At 65.5% G+C, this 15,765-nt stretch carries 14 protein-coding genes; 8 read left to right on the forward strand and 6 right to left on the reverse strand.

The annotated features are described in order from the left end of the window. Positions 1-150: 150 nt before the first annotated feature. Both AAFF32_RS09615 and AAFF32_RS09620 read right to left on the reverse strand, forming a co-directional pair. The gene (locus AAFF32_RS09615; RefSeq protein WP_342317158.1) at positions 151-1,554 is read right to left on the reverse strand and encodes an ATP-binding protein; all 1,404 of its coding nucleotides are present in this window, start codon (positions 1,552-1,554) and stop codon (positions 151-153) included. Then, positions 1,538-2,311 carry a response regulator transcription factor gene (locus tag AAFF32_RS09620; protein ID WP_342317159.1) on the reverse strand — a complete coding sequence of 258 codons (774 nt, stop codon included), beginning with the start codon at positions 2,309-2,311 and terminating at the stop codon, positions 1,538-1,540. The genes AAFF32_RS09615 and AAFF32_RS09620 overlap by 17 nt, the downstream gene beginning before the upstream one ends. 166 nt (positions 2,312-2,477) lie before the next feature. On the opposite strand from AAFF32_RS09620, the gene AAFF32_RS09625 reads away from it, so the two are divergent. The 5 genes from AAFF32_RS09625 (at position 2,478) to AAFF32_RS09645 (ending at position 6,205) form a co-directional block, all read left to right on the forward strand. After that, a complete protein-coding gene (locus AAFF32_RS09625; RefSeq protein ID WP_342317160.1) occupies positions 2,478-2,699 on the forward strand; it encodes a hypothetical protein in 222 nt (73 codons plus the stop codon). Positions 2,700-2,704: 5 nt separating this feature from the next. Further along, positions 2,705-3,514, forward strand: a complete 810-nt coding sequence (locus AAFF32_RS09630; RefSeq protein ID WP_342317161.1) for a phosphatase PAP2 family protein — start codon at positions 2,705-2,707, stop codon at positions 3,512-3,514. Then, complete coding sequence (locus AAFF32_RS09635; protein WP_342317162.1) at positions 3,502-4,623, forward strand: glycosyltransferase family 2 protein; 1,122 nt, start codon at positions 3,502-3,504, stop codon at positions 4,621-4,623. The genes AAFF32_RS09630 and AAFF32_RS09635 overlap by 13 nt, the downstream gene beginning before the upstream one ends. A gap of 124 nt (positions 4,624-4,747) precedes the next feature. Further along, positions 4,748-5,428 carry a glycosyltransferase family 39 protein gene (locus AAFF32_RS09640; RefSeq protein WP_342317163.1) on the forward strand — a complete coding sequence of 227 codons (681 nt, stop codon included), beginning with the start codon at positions 4,748-4,750 and terminating at the stop codon, positions 5,426-5,428. Positions 5,429-5,530: 102 nt separating this feature from the next. Continuing rightward, a complete protein-coding gene (locus AAFF32_RS09645) occupies positions 5,531-6,205 on the forward strand; it encodes a hypothetical protein (protein WP_342317164.1) in 675 nt (224 codons plus the stop codon). Positions 6,206-6,342: 137 nt separating this feature from the next. Here AAFF32_RS09645 and AAFF32_RS09650 read toward each other — a convergent pair whose 3' ends face one another. Next, positions 6,343-6,768, reverse strand: coding sequence for a hypothetical protein (locus AAFF32_RS09650; RefSeq protein WP_216959217.1), 426 nt, complete (start codon positions 6,766-6,768; stop codon positions 6,343-6,345). Between the two features lie 523 nt (positions 6,769-7,291). Between AAFF32_RS09650 and AAFF32_RS09655 the strand changes: the two genes are divergently transcribed. After that, on the forward strand, positions 7,292-9,952 hold the full coding sequence (locus tag AAFF32_RS09655) for a M1 family metallopeptidase (RefSeq protein WP_342317165.1): 2,661 nt from the start codon (positions 7,292-7,294) through the stop codon (positions 9,950-9,952). A 208-nt stretch (positions 9,953-10,160) separates the two neighbouring features. On the opposite strand, the gene AAFF32_RS09660 is transcribed toward AAFF32_RS09655, so the two are convergent. The 3 genes from AAFF32_RS09660 to AAFF32_RS09670 form a co-directional block, all read right to left on the reverse strand. After that, complete coding sequence (locus tag AAFF32_RS09660; RefSeq protein ID WP_216959212.1) at positions 10,161-10,526, reverse strand: response regulator; 366 nt, start codon at positions 10,524-10,526, stop codon at positions 10,161-10,163. A 118-nt stretch (positions 10,527-10,644) separates the two neighbouring features. Continuing rightward, entirely contained in the window at positions 10,645-13,503 is a 2,859-nt protein-coding gene (locus AAFF32_RS09665) for a PAS domain S-box protein (RefSeq protein ID WP_342317166.1), read from the reverse strand. Between the two features lie 236 nt (positions 13,504-13,739). Beyond that, on the reverse strand, positions 13,740-14,450 hold the full coding sequence (locus tag AAFF32_RS09670; protein ID WP_216959206.1) for a response regulator: 711 nt from the start codon (positions 14,448-14,450) through the stop codon (positions 13,740-13,742). Positions 14,451-14,631: 181 nt separating this feature from the next. Between AAFF32_RS09670 and AAFF32_RS09675 the strand changes: the two genes are divergently transcribed. Beyond that, positions 14,632-15,417 (forward strand): methyltransferase domain-containing protein, encoded by a 786-nt coding sequence (locus AAFF32_RS09675; protein WP_216959204.1) that lies wholly within the window; start codon positions 14,632-14,634, stop codon positions 15,415-15,417. A 67-nt stretch (positions 15,418-15,484) separates the two neighbouring features. Beyond that, entirely contained in the window at positions 15,485-15,763 is a 279-nt protein-coding gene (locus AAFF32_RS09680; RefSeq protein WP_216959201.1) for a DUF4242 domain-containing protein, read from the forward strand. Positions 15,764-15,765: the final 2 nt, after the last annotated feature.

Here is a 15,765-nt window from a genome sequence, read left to right on the forward strand (position 1 = left end):
ACTGTTCGGCCCCGCGCAGCGTCTGCAACCCGATGCCCAATTCTTGCTGAGCCCCGCGGCTTCCGACGCGAGCCGGTCGGCGGTGCCTCTACGTTCCCGCCATCGTGCCGGCGGCCGACGATCGGTCCGTACGGCACATGGTTCTTTCCATCATGGGGATCCGATGTTGCCGGGGCCTGGGCCAGCAGAAGATGAAGCCGGACGCGGCTGGTCCGGCACGGACAACCGGAGCAGCAATCCCGGGTCTGCCCTGTGCGCGGACAGCGCCCATCCATGCGCCAGCGCGATTTCCCGGCAGATGGCCAGGCCGAGGCCAGCGCCTTGGTCGCGCCGATGGGCGCCGCGCCAGAAGCGGGAGAACATTTGCGACAGTTGTTGCGGATCCACGCCGGGGCCCGAATCGCGCACCGTCACCGTTGCAGCGTCCACCTCCACCCGCACCTCGGTGCCGCGCGGCGCGTGCTGGATCGCGTTCTCGAGCAGGTTCTTCAGCAGCGTGAACAGCGCACCGCGATCGGCTCGCCATTGCGCAACGGACGTGCTTGCGGAAAGGGTCACATGCACGTGCGCCGCCTCGGCCATGCGCTGCAGGTGGGCAGCGACGTCCTGCGCAACCTTCTGCACATCGGTCGTGGCGAAGTCGTAGTTCTGCACCTCGCTGGCTTCCGCCAGCAGCAAGAGTTGCTGCACCTGGCGCGCCATGTGCTCGACGTCACCGAGCAGCGAGTCGCGGTCCTCGCCCTCCTCCCTCAACTCGACCTGCGCGCGGATCAATGCCAGCGGCGTCTTCAGCTCGTGCGCAGCCGTCGCAAGGAACTCCTGCTGCACGCGGTACCCGTGTTCCAGTCTGTCGAGTGCGCGGTTGAAGCTGTGCACCAAGGGCGCGATCTCGGAAGGTACCGCCTCGGTGGGCAATCGCGCGTGGAGTGTGCGCGGCGAGATTGAGGTTGCCGACTCCGACAGGTTGCGCAAGGGCCGAAGCGTGTATCCGAGCGTGACATAGGCGCAGATGCCGAAGACGACGAGCAGCACCACGCTGAATATGGCGACGCCCGCACCCATGAATGGCAAGGTGAATTCCTGATAGATGAAGCCCAGCATTCTTGTGCTGGCAGCGAACTGGAAGTACCAGGTTCTTCCGCCATGCTCGAAGGGCTCGATGACGCTGTGCATCTGGACGCCCCCTCGCTCGAGGTTGAAGTTTCCAGGCACAAGTCGCGGCGGTTCGACGGTAGACCAGAATTCTTCTCCGGCCGGGGAGACAAGCACCGTACGCCCGGATTCGTCCAGCACGCGGTAAGCGGTTTCCTCCTTGAGACTCTCGTAGATCCACCTATCGCCATCCTCGCTGGCAGCGAGTCGGTCTGGGACACCCATGTCGTCGAACCGGACCGCCTCGACCAGGTCCCGCGTGTACTCGGTCAGGTCTGCCTCCAGCAACAGGTCGCTGCGGTAAGTCGTCAGCATGAGGGGCACCAGGATCATGAGCAGGATGCTCAGGGTCACCCCAACCACATACGCGAGCAGGACACGCAGGCTAAGGCTGTTCGGCATTGCCGGCTCCACGAAGGACATAGCCGAGACCTCTGGCATTGATGATCCGTTGGCGCGAACCGATGGCGAGCAGCTTGCGGCGGATGCGATGCAGGGCGACATCCAGCGCGCTCGGGGTGACGGCCTCGCCCAATCCCCACCCGACCGATTCTAGTGTGCCGCGGCGCACGACTTCCCCGTGCTTGCGCAGCAGCAACAGCATGATCTGCATCTCTGCCGCGGCCAGCGCCACGCTCTGCTCGCCGCAACACATGATGCCGGAGGCAGGCCGCAGCGTCAGATCGCCGTGGCTGGGATCGAGCGGGCGAACATCCACCGGGCGGCGCAGCAATGCCCGCACGCGCGCCACCATCTCATCCATGGCGAATGGTTTTGGAAGGTAGTCATCGGCGCCGGCATCCAGACCTTCCACACGGTCGCGCAACGCATCCCGCGCTGTCAGCACCAGGCAGGGCACGCCGATTCCGGCGCGGCGCATGCGCTGCAGCAGGACGAGCCCATCGCCATCTGGCAACCCGCGATCGATCACCACCGCCTGGTAAGGCAGCCGCCGGATCGTGGCCCATGCCGCGTCGATGCGATCGACGACATCGACGGCGATTCCGGCTGCCACGAGTCCCTTGCAAACCAGTCGCGCAAGCCGCTCGTGGTCCTCGACCAGGAGAATGCGGCTCATCGTGTCGTTTCGTTCCTTGGTGAGTGATGGGGCGTAACGCACTCGCGCTGAAAGCACCTGCACCTGCACCTGCACCTGCATGCGTTCGACAGCACGAGCGGCAAGGGAGCGATATTGTCGAGCGCCTTCCTTACTGGATACTTACCTGGCCGAACTTTTGCCTGGCCGGTGGGCACTTCCTGGCCGGTAAGTATCCGGAAAGACGCATCGCCTGACAGTCGCGCCTCGTTATAGCACGAGGCATCGCATGCATCCGCACGCAGGGATCATTCCGCTCGGGTACGCCTCAGGCACGCGCCCGTGTCGCGAACGCATTGAAATTTCGATCATCGTTTCGTTCTACAACGAGGCCGCCGATCCGGCTGCTGCGCATCAGCAGCAATTTCGGCAAGGAAGCCACGATGACGGCCGGGCTGGGCCTGGCGCCAGGGCTTACATGAAGGGGCTGTTGCCTGGGTCGGCATGGTGACCCGGGTGATCGAGTACGACCGCGGCCCGCGTACGGGCGGCCGCTCGAAGTGGAGCGCCTTGGGTCCGTTGCGACTGGCGATCGAAGGCGTTACCTCCCTCTCGATCAAGCCTTTGCGCTGGGTCGGCGTTGCGGCCGCTGCCGGCGGCGGACTGCTCGGACTGTGGATCGCGACCAACGCGCTGCTTATGGGCGAAGCGGTGCAGTGGTATCCGTCGCGGGTTGCGGTCAGCAGCTTCTTCGGTGGGGTGCAACTGCTGGATGAGCAACTGTTTGTGTTTCTGAATTCGCTGGGTTCAGAACGCTGGGACGGTTTGTGGCTGTTTGTCACCGACAAACTTTCATGGATTCCGCTTTATGTGGCTTTGATGTATCTGATGTATCGCCACTATGGATTGAAAAATACGCTGATTTGTATGGCGCTGATCGTGGTGATGATCGCCGTAACAGATCAGTTGGCCAATCTCTTCAAGCACGGCTTCGAACGCCCCAGGCCCTGCCGGGAAGCGCATTTGCGGGAAATCATCCGTTACATCGCGCCGCGTTGTGGGCGCTATGGATTCTTCTCAGCACACGCTGCGAGTTCGATGGCGCTGGCGGTTTTCCTGGGTTTGCTGTTCAGAAGAAACTACAGGTGCCTGGTGTTTCTTTTGCTTTCCTGGGCGTCGATCGTGGGCTTCAGCCGTATTTACGTGGGTGTGCATTATCCGTTGGACACCCTGGCCGGCATGGTCATCGGAGCTCTGGTGGGCTTCCTTGCCTACAAGATCTCACAGCGGTTCAAGAACATCAGGGCCGACGCATGTATGACCTGAGCGTCGTAATCCCCACATTCAACGAAAGGGACAATGTTCGGCGGCTGTTCGATCTGTTGCGTGCCGCGCTTGACGGGCGGTCATGGGAGGCGATCTATGTGGACGATGACAGCCCCGATGGCACGGCTGAGGAAGTGCGTTCCCTGGCCCTGGAATTCGACAATGTCCGCGTAATCCAACGGATCGGGCGGCGGGGCCTCGCCGGGGCCTGTATCGAAGGCATCCTGTCCTCCACGTCCCCGTTTTGCGCCGTGATCGATGCGGACTTGCAGCATGACGAAACCCGGCTTGCACCCATGCTTGATGCGTTGCGGGGGGATGACGAATTGGACATCGTGATCGGCAGTCGCAACATTGACGGAGGGTCGAATGGGCGTGGTCTGTCCCGTATCCGGCGATGGGGCAGCGATCGTGCGACAGCCCTGACACGGCGTATGCTGAACATCGCGGCCTCTGATCCGATCAGCGGGTTTTTCATGGTGCGCCGCCTGTCTTTCAATGAGGTGATCACATCCCTACAAGGCGAAGGGTTCAAGATCCTCGCCGACATGCTGGCCGCGTCTGCAGGGCGATGGAAGACGCATGAAATCCCCTACACGTTTCGGTCGCGTCACGCCGGAGAATCCAAGATGGATTCCGCTGTCGCTCTCGAATTCTTGTCGCTGCTGGTGGTCCGCAAGACTCGCGGACTCGTATCGACGCGGTTCGTACTGTTCTGCACCGTCGGCTTCACGGGCATCTTCGTGCAGCTTCTTGCTGTCAAGATTGCGCTGGCCTTTCTGGTAGATCAGTTTGCGTTGGCGCAGGCCTTTGGGGTGTTCGTAGCCATCAATTCGAATTTCCTGTGGAACAACTTGATCACCTATCGGGACCGCGCTCTGCGCGGGCGCGCAATCTGGCGAGGATTGCTGAGTTTCTACGCAGTCTGTGCGCTGGGTGCGGTCATGAATGTGGGTGTGGCCAATCTTTCCTTTGCGGCCCTGCCGTTCTGGGCCCTGGCGAGTATCGCCGGCGCGATTGCCGGCGCACTTTGGAATTTTGTTGCTTCTTCACTGGTTACATGGCGCACTCGTGGACGAACGCGGGTGGCATATCGCTTTGGCGACTAATCAATCTCATAACAAACAGCCAAGAGCGGAAGGCTAAGTTCGGAGCATTGCGGCTTTCGGGGGCTCAGCAACACGGCGTTCTTCGGTAAAGGCAACTTTTCTGATGCGGCTTTCCGTTTTCACCATGTCGCTGTCGTTTCTTGCCGTTCACCTCGCCATCGCCGCATGGGTGCCCCTCTTTGATGATGAAGCCTACTACGCGCTGTGGGCCCGCGATCTGGCGCTTGGGTATTACGATCATCCGCCCATGATCGCCTACATGATCCGCATGGGAACCCACCTCTTCGGTGAAACCGCGCTCGGCATCCGCCTGCTTTCGGTGCTTGGTTTTGTCGCCTCGGGATACCTCGTGGGCGATATGGCTCGGCGCATGTCCGGTGGTGCTGCGGGTCTGCCAGTGCTGGCGACAACGCTCTACAACCTCAGCCTGCTTGTCTTCGCTCTGGGCAGTTTCGCCACGCCCGACGCGCCCTCAACCCTATTCTGGGTCGCGGCACTTTGGGCCGCGCTCCGTTCGACCAACACGCCCCCAGACACACGTTCGGCGACGCTATGGTGGGTCTGCACAGGTTTGATCATCGGGTTCGGCGGCCTGTCGAAGTTCACCAATGCCTTTGTGGCCTTCGGGTTGTTGGCGTACCTGATTGCTACGCCAAAGGGCCGCGCGTACCTGCTCACACGTCTGCCTTATATGGCCATGGCGGCGGCGATCCTGCCGCTTCTGCCCTATCTTTTCTGGAACCTGCAAAACGATTGGCTCGGCTTGGAACGCCAGGGCGCGCGCCTCGTCGCCTCCGGCTTCTAGCCCCGATATCTCGGGGAATATGCCGCGCTCCTGCTCCTGGCGCCGACACCATGGGTCTCCTGGTTCGCCTTCCGAGCTCTCAAGGCCCCGCCAAAAGACAGCATGCTGCTGGTCTGGAGCTCTGTTCCGCTCCTGCTCTACTTCGCCTATCACGCGACACATGCGCCAGTTCAAGCCAATTGGATTGTGCCGCTGCAGGCGCTCTTCGCCATTCCTGCGGCCTTTGGCCTAGCTCAAGCGCAGTCGCCGCGGCTTTGGACCACGGCCACCCTCGCCATCGCACTGTTGATGAGCGTCGGTTTGGTCGCGACCGCCTTCAACCCGGTCACCCCGATCGGCACGGCCGACAATCCACCCAACCAAGCGCGCGGATGGGCAGCGACCCAAGATGCCATCGCTGAACTGCTCGAGAAAACGGGCGCAACATGGATCGCCACGACCGACTACGCTCGAACCGGATCGCTCGCGCTTCGTTTTCCGCAAGAGCGCGTCTGGTCCGTGGCTCAACTGCAGCGCTACGGCTTCCGTGGCGCTTTCCCTACCGAGTTGTGCACCGCCCCCGGCCTCTTGATCGAGCGGGCAAGGCGGTCGGAGGCGACCTCTGGGACAGCCTCAAGCCTCTTTGAAACGGTCGAAGCCACTCATGCAGCCATTCGAACGCAAGACGGAGTGACATTGACGCGATACCTTCTAACGCCGGTATCCGGGATCAAATCGCCCGATTTGTGCCCGAACCAACGTACATTCACCGCAATATCCCGACCCTCACCGCCGTAGGGTGCTGTTCCCATGCGAAGCCATGTCAGGCGCTGCGCGTTCGAACGCGCAGCGCCGCAAGCCGCGCGCTACCTCCTCCCTAATGTGCGGGCACCTTCTCCATACAGGGGAGAAGGAAGAGCGAGTTGCGTGGTGCGTCAGCGAGTGCCAGCCATCGCGGCCTCGTGCCCGGCCTTCATTTCGGCCGCGGTGAGATTGCCGTCGCCGTTGGCGTCCATCTTGGTGAACATCGCCTGCGAACCGGCGGCGTGTTCGGCGGCCGACAGCTGGCCGTCGCCGTTGGTGTCGATCGTCTTGATCTTCTCGGCGGAGGTCATCTTCATCCGGTCCGGCTTGCCGGCGGCTTTGGCGGCGTGACGTACATCCATCTCGGCGGCGGTGACGTTGCCGTCGCTGTTGGCGTCCATCGAAGTGAACATCGCTTTCGCGCCCGCGGCATGTTCGGCCGCGCTGACGGAGCCGTCGCCGTTGGTATCCATCTTGGCCTTGTCGCCGGCCATCGCGGCGGCCGGAACCAGCAGCAGCGAGCCCAGCAGCACCGTCATCGTGAGTCCTGATTTCATCGCGCCCTCCCAGGGTTGTGTGTCTCAGGTAGCGCGAGGGTGCGCGGCGTTTCGTTGCCTGCGCGTCAACTTTGCGCGAAGGGGAGGGGCGGCGGGTGGGGTAGATGAATCGGGTCCGTTCACCGTCATTCCCGCGAAGGCGGGGCTTATGGGCCGCCGCACGGCGGCACTCTCCAGGGACATTTCACGCTTCCCCTATGCCTGTGAACAGCCACGGCAAAAAATGGATAGTGCCGCCGTGCGGCGGCCCAAAAGACCCAGCGTTCGCTGGAACGACGTGAGGCAGCGGACAGGGTGACAGCCTGGGTCCCGGCCTTCGCAGGGATGACGGGTCCTCCAGCCCTCTCCCGCCCGCGGGAGAGGGGTTGGGGTGAGGGCAGGCGGCCAGCAGCGCAAGCATCCCGCCACCTTGCAAGAAAGTGACTCACGCCTCATCCGCGGTGCAGCAGCGACCGGGCAGGACGGGCACACTCGCGCTCTGGCACTGTGCCTGTCCACCTTCCGATCACGAGGCTGTCGAACGATGCGCCGTATTCTGGTTTCCGCCGTCGCGTTGGCCCTGGCCACCGCCTGTGCCGCTTCGCCGGCGGCGCCCTCCGCTCCCGCTGCGACCATGACCCGAGCCGACACGACGACGCAGCTGCCGCGCAACGTGCGACCCACGCATTACGACGTGGCGATCACGCCGAACGCCGACGCGCTCACGCTCGCAGGCAAGGCGACAATCACGCTGGAGGTTCTGGAGCCCACGCCGGCCATCACCCTCAACGCGCTGGACATGGCGTTCTCCTCCGCCTCGCTCGTGCCCGCCAGCGGCAAGGGCCGCGCGCTCACGCCGAAGATCGCCGTCGATGCCGCCGCACAGACCGCCACCTTCAGCTTCGACCAGCCGCTGGCGCCGGGTGCGTACAAACTCGCGCTGCAATACACAGGCCGCATCGGCACGCAGGCCAACGGCCTGTTCGCCATCGATTACGAGACCCAGGCCGGCCGCAAGCGCGCGCTGTTCACGCAGTTCGAGAACTCCGACGCGCGCCGCATGATCCCCTCGTGGGACGAGCCCGCGCACAAGGCCACCTTCACTCTGGAGGCGACCGTGCCGACCGGGCAGATGGCGGTGAGCAACATGCCCGCCACGTCCAGCAGCGACCTGCACGACGGCACCACGCGCGTGGTGTTCGCGCCGTCGCCGAAGATGTCCACCTACCTGCTGTTCCTCTCGGTGGGCGATTTCGAACGCGCCACCGCGCGGGCCGATGGCGTCGAAGTGGGTGTGGTCACGCAGCGCGGCGCCATCGACCAGGCGCGCTTCGCGCTGGATTCCTCGGTGGACGTGCTGCGCGAGTACAACCAATACTTCGGCACGCCGTACCCGCTGCCCAAGCTCGACAACGTCGCCTCGCCGGGCGGCAGCCAGTTCTTCAGCGCGATGGAGAACTGGGGCGCCATCTTCACCTTCGAGCACACGCTGCTGCTGGACCCGAGCATCTCCACGCAGTCCGACAAGCAGCGCGTGTTCGCCGTGGCCGCGCACGAGATCGCCCACCAGTGGTTCGGCGATCTGGTCACGATGAGCTGGTGGGACGATTTGTGGCTCAACGAAGGCTTCGCGACGTGGATGGCCTCGCGCACCACCGACAAGCTGCATCCGGAATGGAACACGCGGCTGGAAAGCATCGGTTCGCGCGAATCGGCGATGGCGCTGGACGCGGTGGCGACCACGCACCCGGTCGTGCAGCACGTGGAAACGGTCGAACAGGCGAGCCAGGCGTTCGATGCGATCACCTACCAGAAGGGCAGCGCGGTGATCCGCATGCTTGAAGGGTACGTCGGCGCCGATGCCTGGCGCGAAGGTGTGCGCAACTACATGAAGGCGCACGCGTACGGCAACACGGTGTCCGACGACCTGTGGCGTGAGATCCAGGCTGCCGCGGGCAAGCCGGTGCTGGACCTCGCGCACGACTTCACGCTGCAGCCGGGCATTCCGCTGCTGCGCGTGGCCGCGGACAAATGCGAGGGCGGCAAGACCTCGCTCACGCTCACGCAGGACGAATTCACGCGCGATCGCCCCGGCAAGCAGCCGCTGCGCTGGCGCGTGCCCGTGATCGTGCAGGTGCCCGGCGCCGATGCCGTGCGCACGATCGTGGAAGGCGGGCAGGGCCGCATCGACGTGCCCGGTTGCGGGCCGGTGATCGTCAATGCGGGCCAGAGCGGCTACTACCGCACGCTCTACGACGCGCCGCAGTTCGCCGCGATCCGCAAGGACTTCACGCGGCTGGATCCGATCGACCAGCTCGGCGTGATGAACGACGTGTGGGCTCTGGGCATGGCGGGGCTGCAGTCGCCGTCGGATTACCTGGACCTGGTGAAGGCCACGCCGCGCGACGCCGATCCGCAGATCTGGGGCGACATCGCGGGCACGCTGCGCAGCCTGGACGCCTATTACGACGGCGACGCCGCGCGCCAGGCGACGTTCCGCGCGTTCGCGATCGCGCAGTTGGCGCCGGTGTTCGCGCGCGTGGGCTGGGACGCGGCGACGGGCGAATCCGACCCGGTGAAGATCCTGCGCACCGACCTCATCGAAGCACTGGGCGCGCTGGGCGACCGCACGGTCGTCGAAGAATCCCGCCGCCGTTACGCCGCGCAGGATCGCGATCCCAAGGCGCTGCCGGGCGAACTGCGCCGCAGCGTGCTGGGCGTGGTCGCGCGCCATGCCGACGCGGCGACGTGGGATCGACTGCATGCGGCGGCGCAGGCGGAAAAGACGCCGCTGGTGAAGGACGAGCTCTATTCGCTGCTGTCCTCCGCGCAGGATCCGGCGTTGGCGAAGCGCGCGCTGGAACTGGCGCTCACCGACGAACCCGGCGCCACCAACAGCGCCAGCATGATCCGCACGGTGGCTTCGCTGCATCCAGACCTCGCATTCGATTTCGCCGTCGCGCACCTGGCGCAGGTGGATGCGAAGGTCGATTCCACTTCGCGCGCACGCTATTACCCGCGCCTGGCGAACAACTCGCTGGATCCGGCGATGATCGGGAAGGTGCGTGCGTATGCGCAGGCGCATGTCGCCGAGAGCTCGCGCCGCGCCTCGGAAACGGCGATGGCGAACATCGCCTATCGCGTGAAGGTGAAGCAGGAGCGGTTGCCGGCGGTGGATGCTTGGTTGGGGAAGCAGGGCAAGTAGGGCGACCACGCAGCAACGAGCGCCGACACCCGAGCGCTTCCCCTCTCCCCTTGCGGGAGAGGGACAGGCCGCCGAAGGCGGCCAGGGAGAGGGGTAGGGCCGCGTTAGAGCACGCGCTACGCGCGCCCCTCTTCCGCCCCTTCGAGGGCACCTTCTCCCGCAAGGGGAGAAGGGGCATGGAGGAACTTGCGGCGCTGCGCGCACCGCCTCAATGCGCCTGCGCCTTCCCACCCTCCAGCATCGACTCCACCGCCTCGATGATCCGCTCCGACGTGTACGGCTTCTGCACGATCTGACAATCGCGGAAATCCTGCGGGATGTTGCGTTCGGAGTAGGCGGAGGCGAATACGAACGGAACGCCCTGCTCGCGCAGGCGGCTGGCGAGCGGATACACCGCCTCGCCCTGCACGTTGATGTCGAGCAGGGCGACGTCGAGGTGCTCGTGATCGGCGATCTCCAGCGCATCCGACAGGCGCGCCGCGCCGAGCACGTGATAGCCCGCGTCGGTCAGCAGGTCTTCCAGGGCCATCGCCAGATACGCTTCGTCCTCGACCATCAGGACGTTGGCTTTCATCACCTCGTTTCCGCCACATCGCCGAACACGGCTTGCATGGTGCCGCACGCGGTCGTGACGACAGGGTCAACCTTGCGGATTCACGGAGCGCGTCGCCGCGTATGAGCGGTGGGCGCGGTCACGCGGCTTCGCCACCGACGCCCTGTTCACCGAGCACATCACCCACGATGCGCGACAGCCGCGCGTGGTCGATCGGCTTGCGCAGCACCGTGCGCAGCATGTTCGCCGGCAGCGATGGCTCGCGAATCCGGTCCGCCAGCCCGGTGTACAGCAGCACGGGCAGCTGCGGCGCGATCGCCTCCAGCGCCTGCGCAAGCTGCACGCCGGTCATCGACGGCATCGAATGGTCGGTGATGAGCAGGCGGTAATGCGCCGGCGATTCGCCCACGCGCGACAGCGCAAGCTCCGGCGTGGAGACGAAGTCCGCCTCCAGTCCCCAGCTCGACAGCAGTTCGCACATGAACTCGCCGACGCTGTGTTCGTCGTCCACCACCAGCACGCGTCCCTCGCGGCGCGGCACGCCGGAACGGTCGGAGCGGCGTCGCGACATGCGCGGCCTCGCCGCGCCCGAGCAGGCCGGCAGCAGCACGCGGAACGCGGTGCCTTGCCCCGGCGACGTATCCACCAGCAAGTGCCCGCCGTGCTCATGGACGATGCCGTGCACCGTCGCCAGCCCCATGCCCGCGCCCTTGCCCGGCGGCTTGGTGGAGAAGAACGGATCGAACATGCGCTCCAGCACCGCCGGTGCGATGCCCGGGCCGGTGTCGGCGACGCGCAGCTCGACGAATTCGCCTTCCATCGGTTGCCGACATGCGGCGCATTGCGTGGCCTCGATGCGCACATCGGACAGCCCGAGCCGCAGGCGTCCTTCGCCCTGCATCGCGTCGCACGCGTTCACGCACAGGTTGAGCAGCACCTGGCCCAGCTGCACCGGATCGAACTCCACCGCGCTCACGCCGGGCTGCACGTCCTGTTCGACTTCGATGCCTTCGGTCAGCGTCGGCTGGAGCACCGCGAGGTTCTGCTCGATGCAGCCGGCCACGTCCATCGCCTGCGCCTGGCCCTTCTGGCCGCGACTGAACATGAGCATCTGCTGGATCAGGTCGCGCGCGCGTTCGCAGGATTGCAAGGCCTGGTCGAGGTAACCCGACAGGCGCGTGTCCTCGCCGTCGTCGCTGCGTTCGTGCGCGAGCGCGACGTAGCCCATGATGCTGGCGAGAAGGTTGTTGAAGTCGTGCGCGATACCGCCGGTGAGATGGCCCAGCGCTTCCATCTTCTTGGCCTGCAGCAGCTGCGCTTCCAGGCGACGACGGCGCTCTTCGGCTTCGGTGCGTTCGGTGATGTCGCGCAGGTAGCCGATGAAGGTCTTGCCCGCGGGACTGTCGTCCACGCCGATGGCGAGTTCGGCCGGAAACTCGCTGCCGTCCGCGCGCTGGGCCACGACCTCCAGCCGCTTCTTGAGCACGGGTCCCGGACCGCCTTCCAGATAGCGGCGCAGGCCGAACTGGTGCCGTTCGCGGAAGCGCTCGGGGATGATCGTCTCGGCCAGCGAGCGTCCCAGCGCATCGCGCTCGGGGATGCCGAAGCACGCTTCCGCGGCGGGATTGAACTTGATGATGGTGCCGCGCTCGTCCATCGCGATGATGCAGTCCAGCGCGGCATTGACCGTGGCGCGCAGGTGCTCGGCGTTCCGGCATGCGGAGGCTTCGGCCAGTTTTCGCTCGGTGATGTCGCGCGTGAAGGCGAGGATGCGCGGCGCGCCGCCGATGTTGGCGACCTTGAGGAACACCTCGTCCCAGTGGAGGCTGCCGTCCTTGTTGCGGCGGTGCCACTCGAAACCCGCCGAGCCTTCGCTGCGCGCACGCGCCAGGTGCGCGGCCGCATCGGCACCGCTGTAGGGCGGCTCGCCGGTGCCCAGGCGGTCCATGTCCATCTCCAGCATCTCGTCGTGCGTGTAGCCGAACTGCGCACAGGCCTTCGGGTTCACGTCGACGATGCGGAAGGTGTCGACGTCGTGGACGAAGATCGCATCCTCGCTGGCTTCGAAGATCTGTCGGTAGCTGCTCTGTGACATCGCCAGCGCCTGGTCGGCGCGCAGCCGTTCGATCTCCGCGACCGCGCGCACGGCGAAGATCTTCATCACCGATTCGATGAACTCGGGCTGCTCCAGCGGTCGCCGCGACATGATCGAGACGATGCCGATGGGCCGGCCCTGCGAATCGTTGAGCGGGAAGCCGGCGTAGCCTTCGGCCTCCATGTCGATGAAGTCGGTGTCGAGCGGGAACAGTGAACCCAGCGCCGCCGGATACAGGCGGAAGCCGTGGCCCACGACGGTCTCGCACGCCGTGCCGGCCAGCCCGTAGTCGTAGTGCTCGCGCGGAACGCCGTCGGCGACGAACGCCAGCACGTGCATGGTCGCCGGATCGTCCGGACGCATCTGGGCGATGAAGGCCACGTCCACGTCGAGGATCGCCGCCAGGTAACGCGACAACTCGACGAACAGATCGCGGCCGTAAGCGCGCGAGACGGCGAGCGCGGAACTGCTCAGCGCGGTCTCGACCTGTTTGCGCAGGGTGATGTCGGTGGCGATGCCGCACACGGCGTAGGGCATCTGGTCCATGTCCAGCAGCGGGAACTTGGCCGACAGGAACGTGCGCTGCTCGCCGGCGAACACGCCGCTTTCCTCGAACTCCATCGCGCGCGCCTCCAGCAGCACGCGCATGTCGTTGCGGCGCAGCGCGGCGGCCATGTCCGGCGGAAAGATGTCGCGGTCGTTGCGGCCGATGAGCGCGTCGGCATCGCGGCCGGTCAGGCGTTCGAACTCGCGGTTGACGAACAGGTAGCGGCCCGCGCGGTCCTTGGCAAACACGGCGGCGGAGGTGTTGTCGAGCACTTGCTGCAGGCGCAGCTCGCTTTCGCGCAGGGCGCGTTCGCGGTCGTCGACCTGTGCGTTCGGCGGGGGAATGCCGGCGTTCATCGCATGTCCCGTGGGGCGGGGTGGGGCGAGTATAGGAGCGTGGATTCGGGCGCGGTCGTGGTGTTACAGGGTTGAAACAAAAAGGCGGAGCTTCGCCGCTGCCGGGACGAATCGACACCGCATCACCGTTCGTCCTGAGCGTAGCGAAGCGAAGTCGAAGGGCGGACGGGCGCGTGGCGGGTCCATTCATCCTTCGACTTCGCTTCGCTACGCTCAGGACGGACGGTGGGAACGCGTCACGGCACGAACATATACCCCACGCCCCGCACCGTGCGTATCGCCCGCGGATTGTCGGGATCGGCTTCCACCTTGCGCCGCAGCCGCGCGATGCGGATGTCGATGGAGCGGTCGAACGGCTCCCACTCGCGGTTCTTCGTCAATGTGAGGATCTGGTCGCGCGACAGCGCCTTGCCCGCATGCTCGTGCAGCACGCGCAGCAGGTCGAACTCCATGTGCGTGACCATCACTTCGCTGCCGTCGGCGTCGAACAGCTGGTGCGCGTCCAGGTCGAGCGTGCAACGCCCGAACGGCACCTGCCGCGGATTCTGCGTGAGCGCCGCCGGCGCTTCGGGCCGCGCCTGGATGCGCCGCAGCACGCTCTTCACGCGCGCCAGCAACTCGCGCGGATCGAAGGGCTTGGCGACGTAATCGTCGGCGCCGATTTCCAGCCCGACGATGCGGTCGATCACATCGCCGGAGCCGGTGACCATGATGATGCCCACGTCGTAACGCTCGCGCAGGTAGCGCGCCAGCGACAAACCGTCCTCGCCGGGCAGGCGGATGTCGAGCAGCACCAGGTCCGGCGCTTCGACTTCCAGCTCGCGCCGCATCGCCGCGCCGTCGCCGGCTTCGCGTGCGCGGAAGCCGTGCGTGGAGAGCGCCTCGAGCAGCATCTCGCGGGTGGGGCGGTCGTCGTCGACCACCAGGACACAGGGCGTATGGGCCATCGCGTACCTGCCAATGTCTTCGCGAACGGGGAAGCCGGTTGGGCATCCTGCCGCATGCGCCGGTGAGTATCCGCCGCTGTTACCAACCGATACAAATCCAGTCACACGGGACATCGGGCCGTTACCGGCCGTCATTAGATTGGCCCCCATGCCGGCGGTGCGCCGGTGAAGAGAGGCCAAGATGAGCCGTTGCCCGCTCGTGCTGGACACGATCTACCTGAATCGGCAGGTGCGAGCGACCTATGAGCGCGTCGCCCGCGCGCCGACCAGCGGCTTCCACTTCCACACCGGCGCGGCCTACGCGGTGCGCCAGTTGGGCTACGACGCGGCCGAACTGGCGGCGTTGCCCGACGCGTGCACGGAGCGGTTCTCCGGCGTGGGCAATCCGCTGCGGATCGGCACGATTCCTGCCGGGGCGGTCGTGCTCGACCACGCCTGCGGCGCCGGCATGGACCTGCTGCTTGCAGCGCGGGCCGCCGGCCCGGAGGGCCGCGCGATCGGCGTGGATCTCACGCCCGGCATGCGCGCCAGCGCGCTGCGCGCCGCGGCGCAGGCGAGGTTGCTGGACCGCGTGCAGCTGCACGAAGGCACGTTCGAGGATCTGCCGGCGGACGACGCCAGCGTGGACGTGGTGATTTCCAACGGCGTGTTGAACCTGGCGCCGGACAAGCCGCGCGTGATCGGCGAGATCGTGCGCGTGCTGCGGCCGGGCGGAACGCTCTTCCTCGCCGATGTGGTGCTCGATCGCGAACTGGCGCAGGCCGCGCGTGCGAACGCCGATCTGTGGGCTTCGTGCATCGGCGGCGCGCTGACCGAAGCGATGTTGCTGCAACTGCTGGAGGAATGCGGACTGAGCGAAGCGCAGGTCACCGAGCGCTTCGAATGCTTCGCAGGCACGGATGTCGATCGCAAGTTCCATGGCCATCTGCACGCCTACGGCGCCAACGTGCTCGCCATCAAGCGCTGACCAGAATCCGCCGGCCCTCGCCGGCACCCCGCGCCCCATGAGGGACGCAACAACGGAGGGAATCGTCATGCTCAGGAAATACGTCATAGAACGAAACATCGAAGGCATCGGCTCGCAGCCGGTGGAAGCGATGTGCGGCGTCGCGCTGCAATCCAACCGGGTTCTGGACGAACTCGGCACGGGTATCCAGTGGGTGCATTCGTATGTCACCGGCAACAAGACGTACTGCATCTATCTGGCGCGCGATGAAGCGCTGATCCGCGAACACGCCAAGCGTTCCGGCTTTCCCGCCGATGCCATCGTGGAAGTGAAGTCGATGCTGGACCCCACCATGGCGCCGGCGTGAGC

Origin of the sequence: Lysobacter sp. FW306-1B-D06B, assembly GCF_038446665.1 — a bacterium.
Taxonomy (GTDB): Bacteria; Pseudomonadota; Gammaproteobacteria; order Xanthomonadales; family Xanthomonadaceae; genus Lysobacter_J.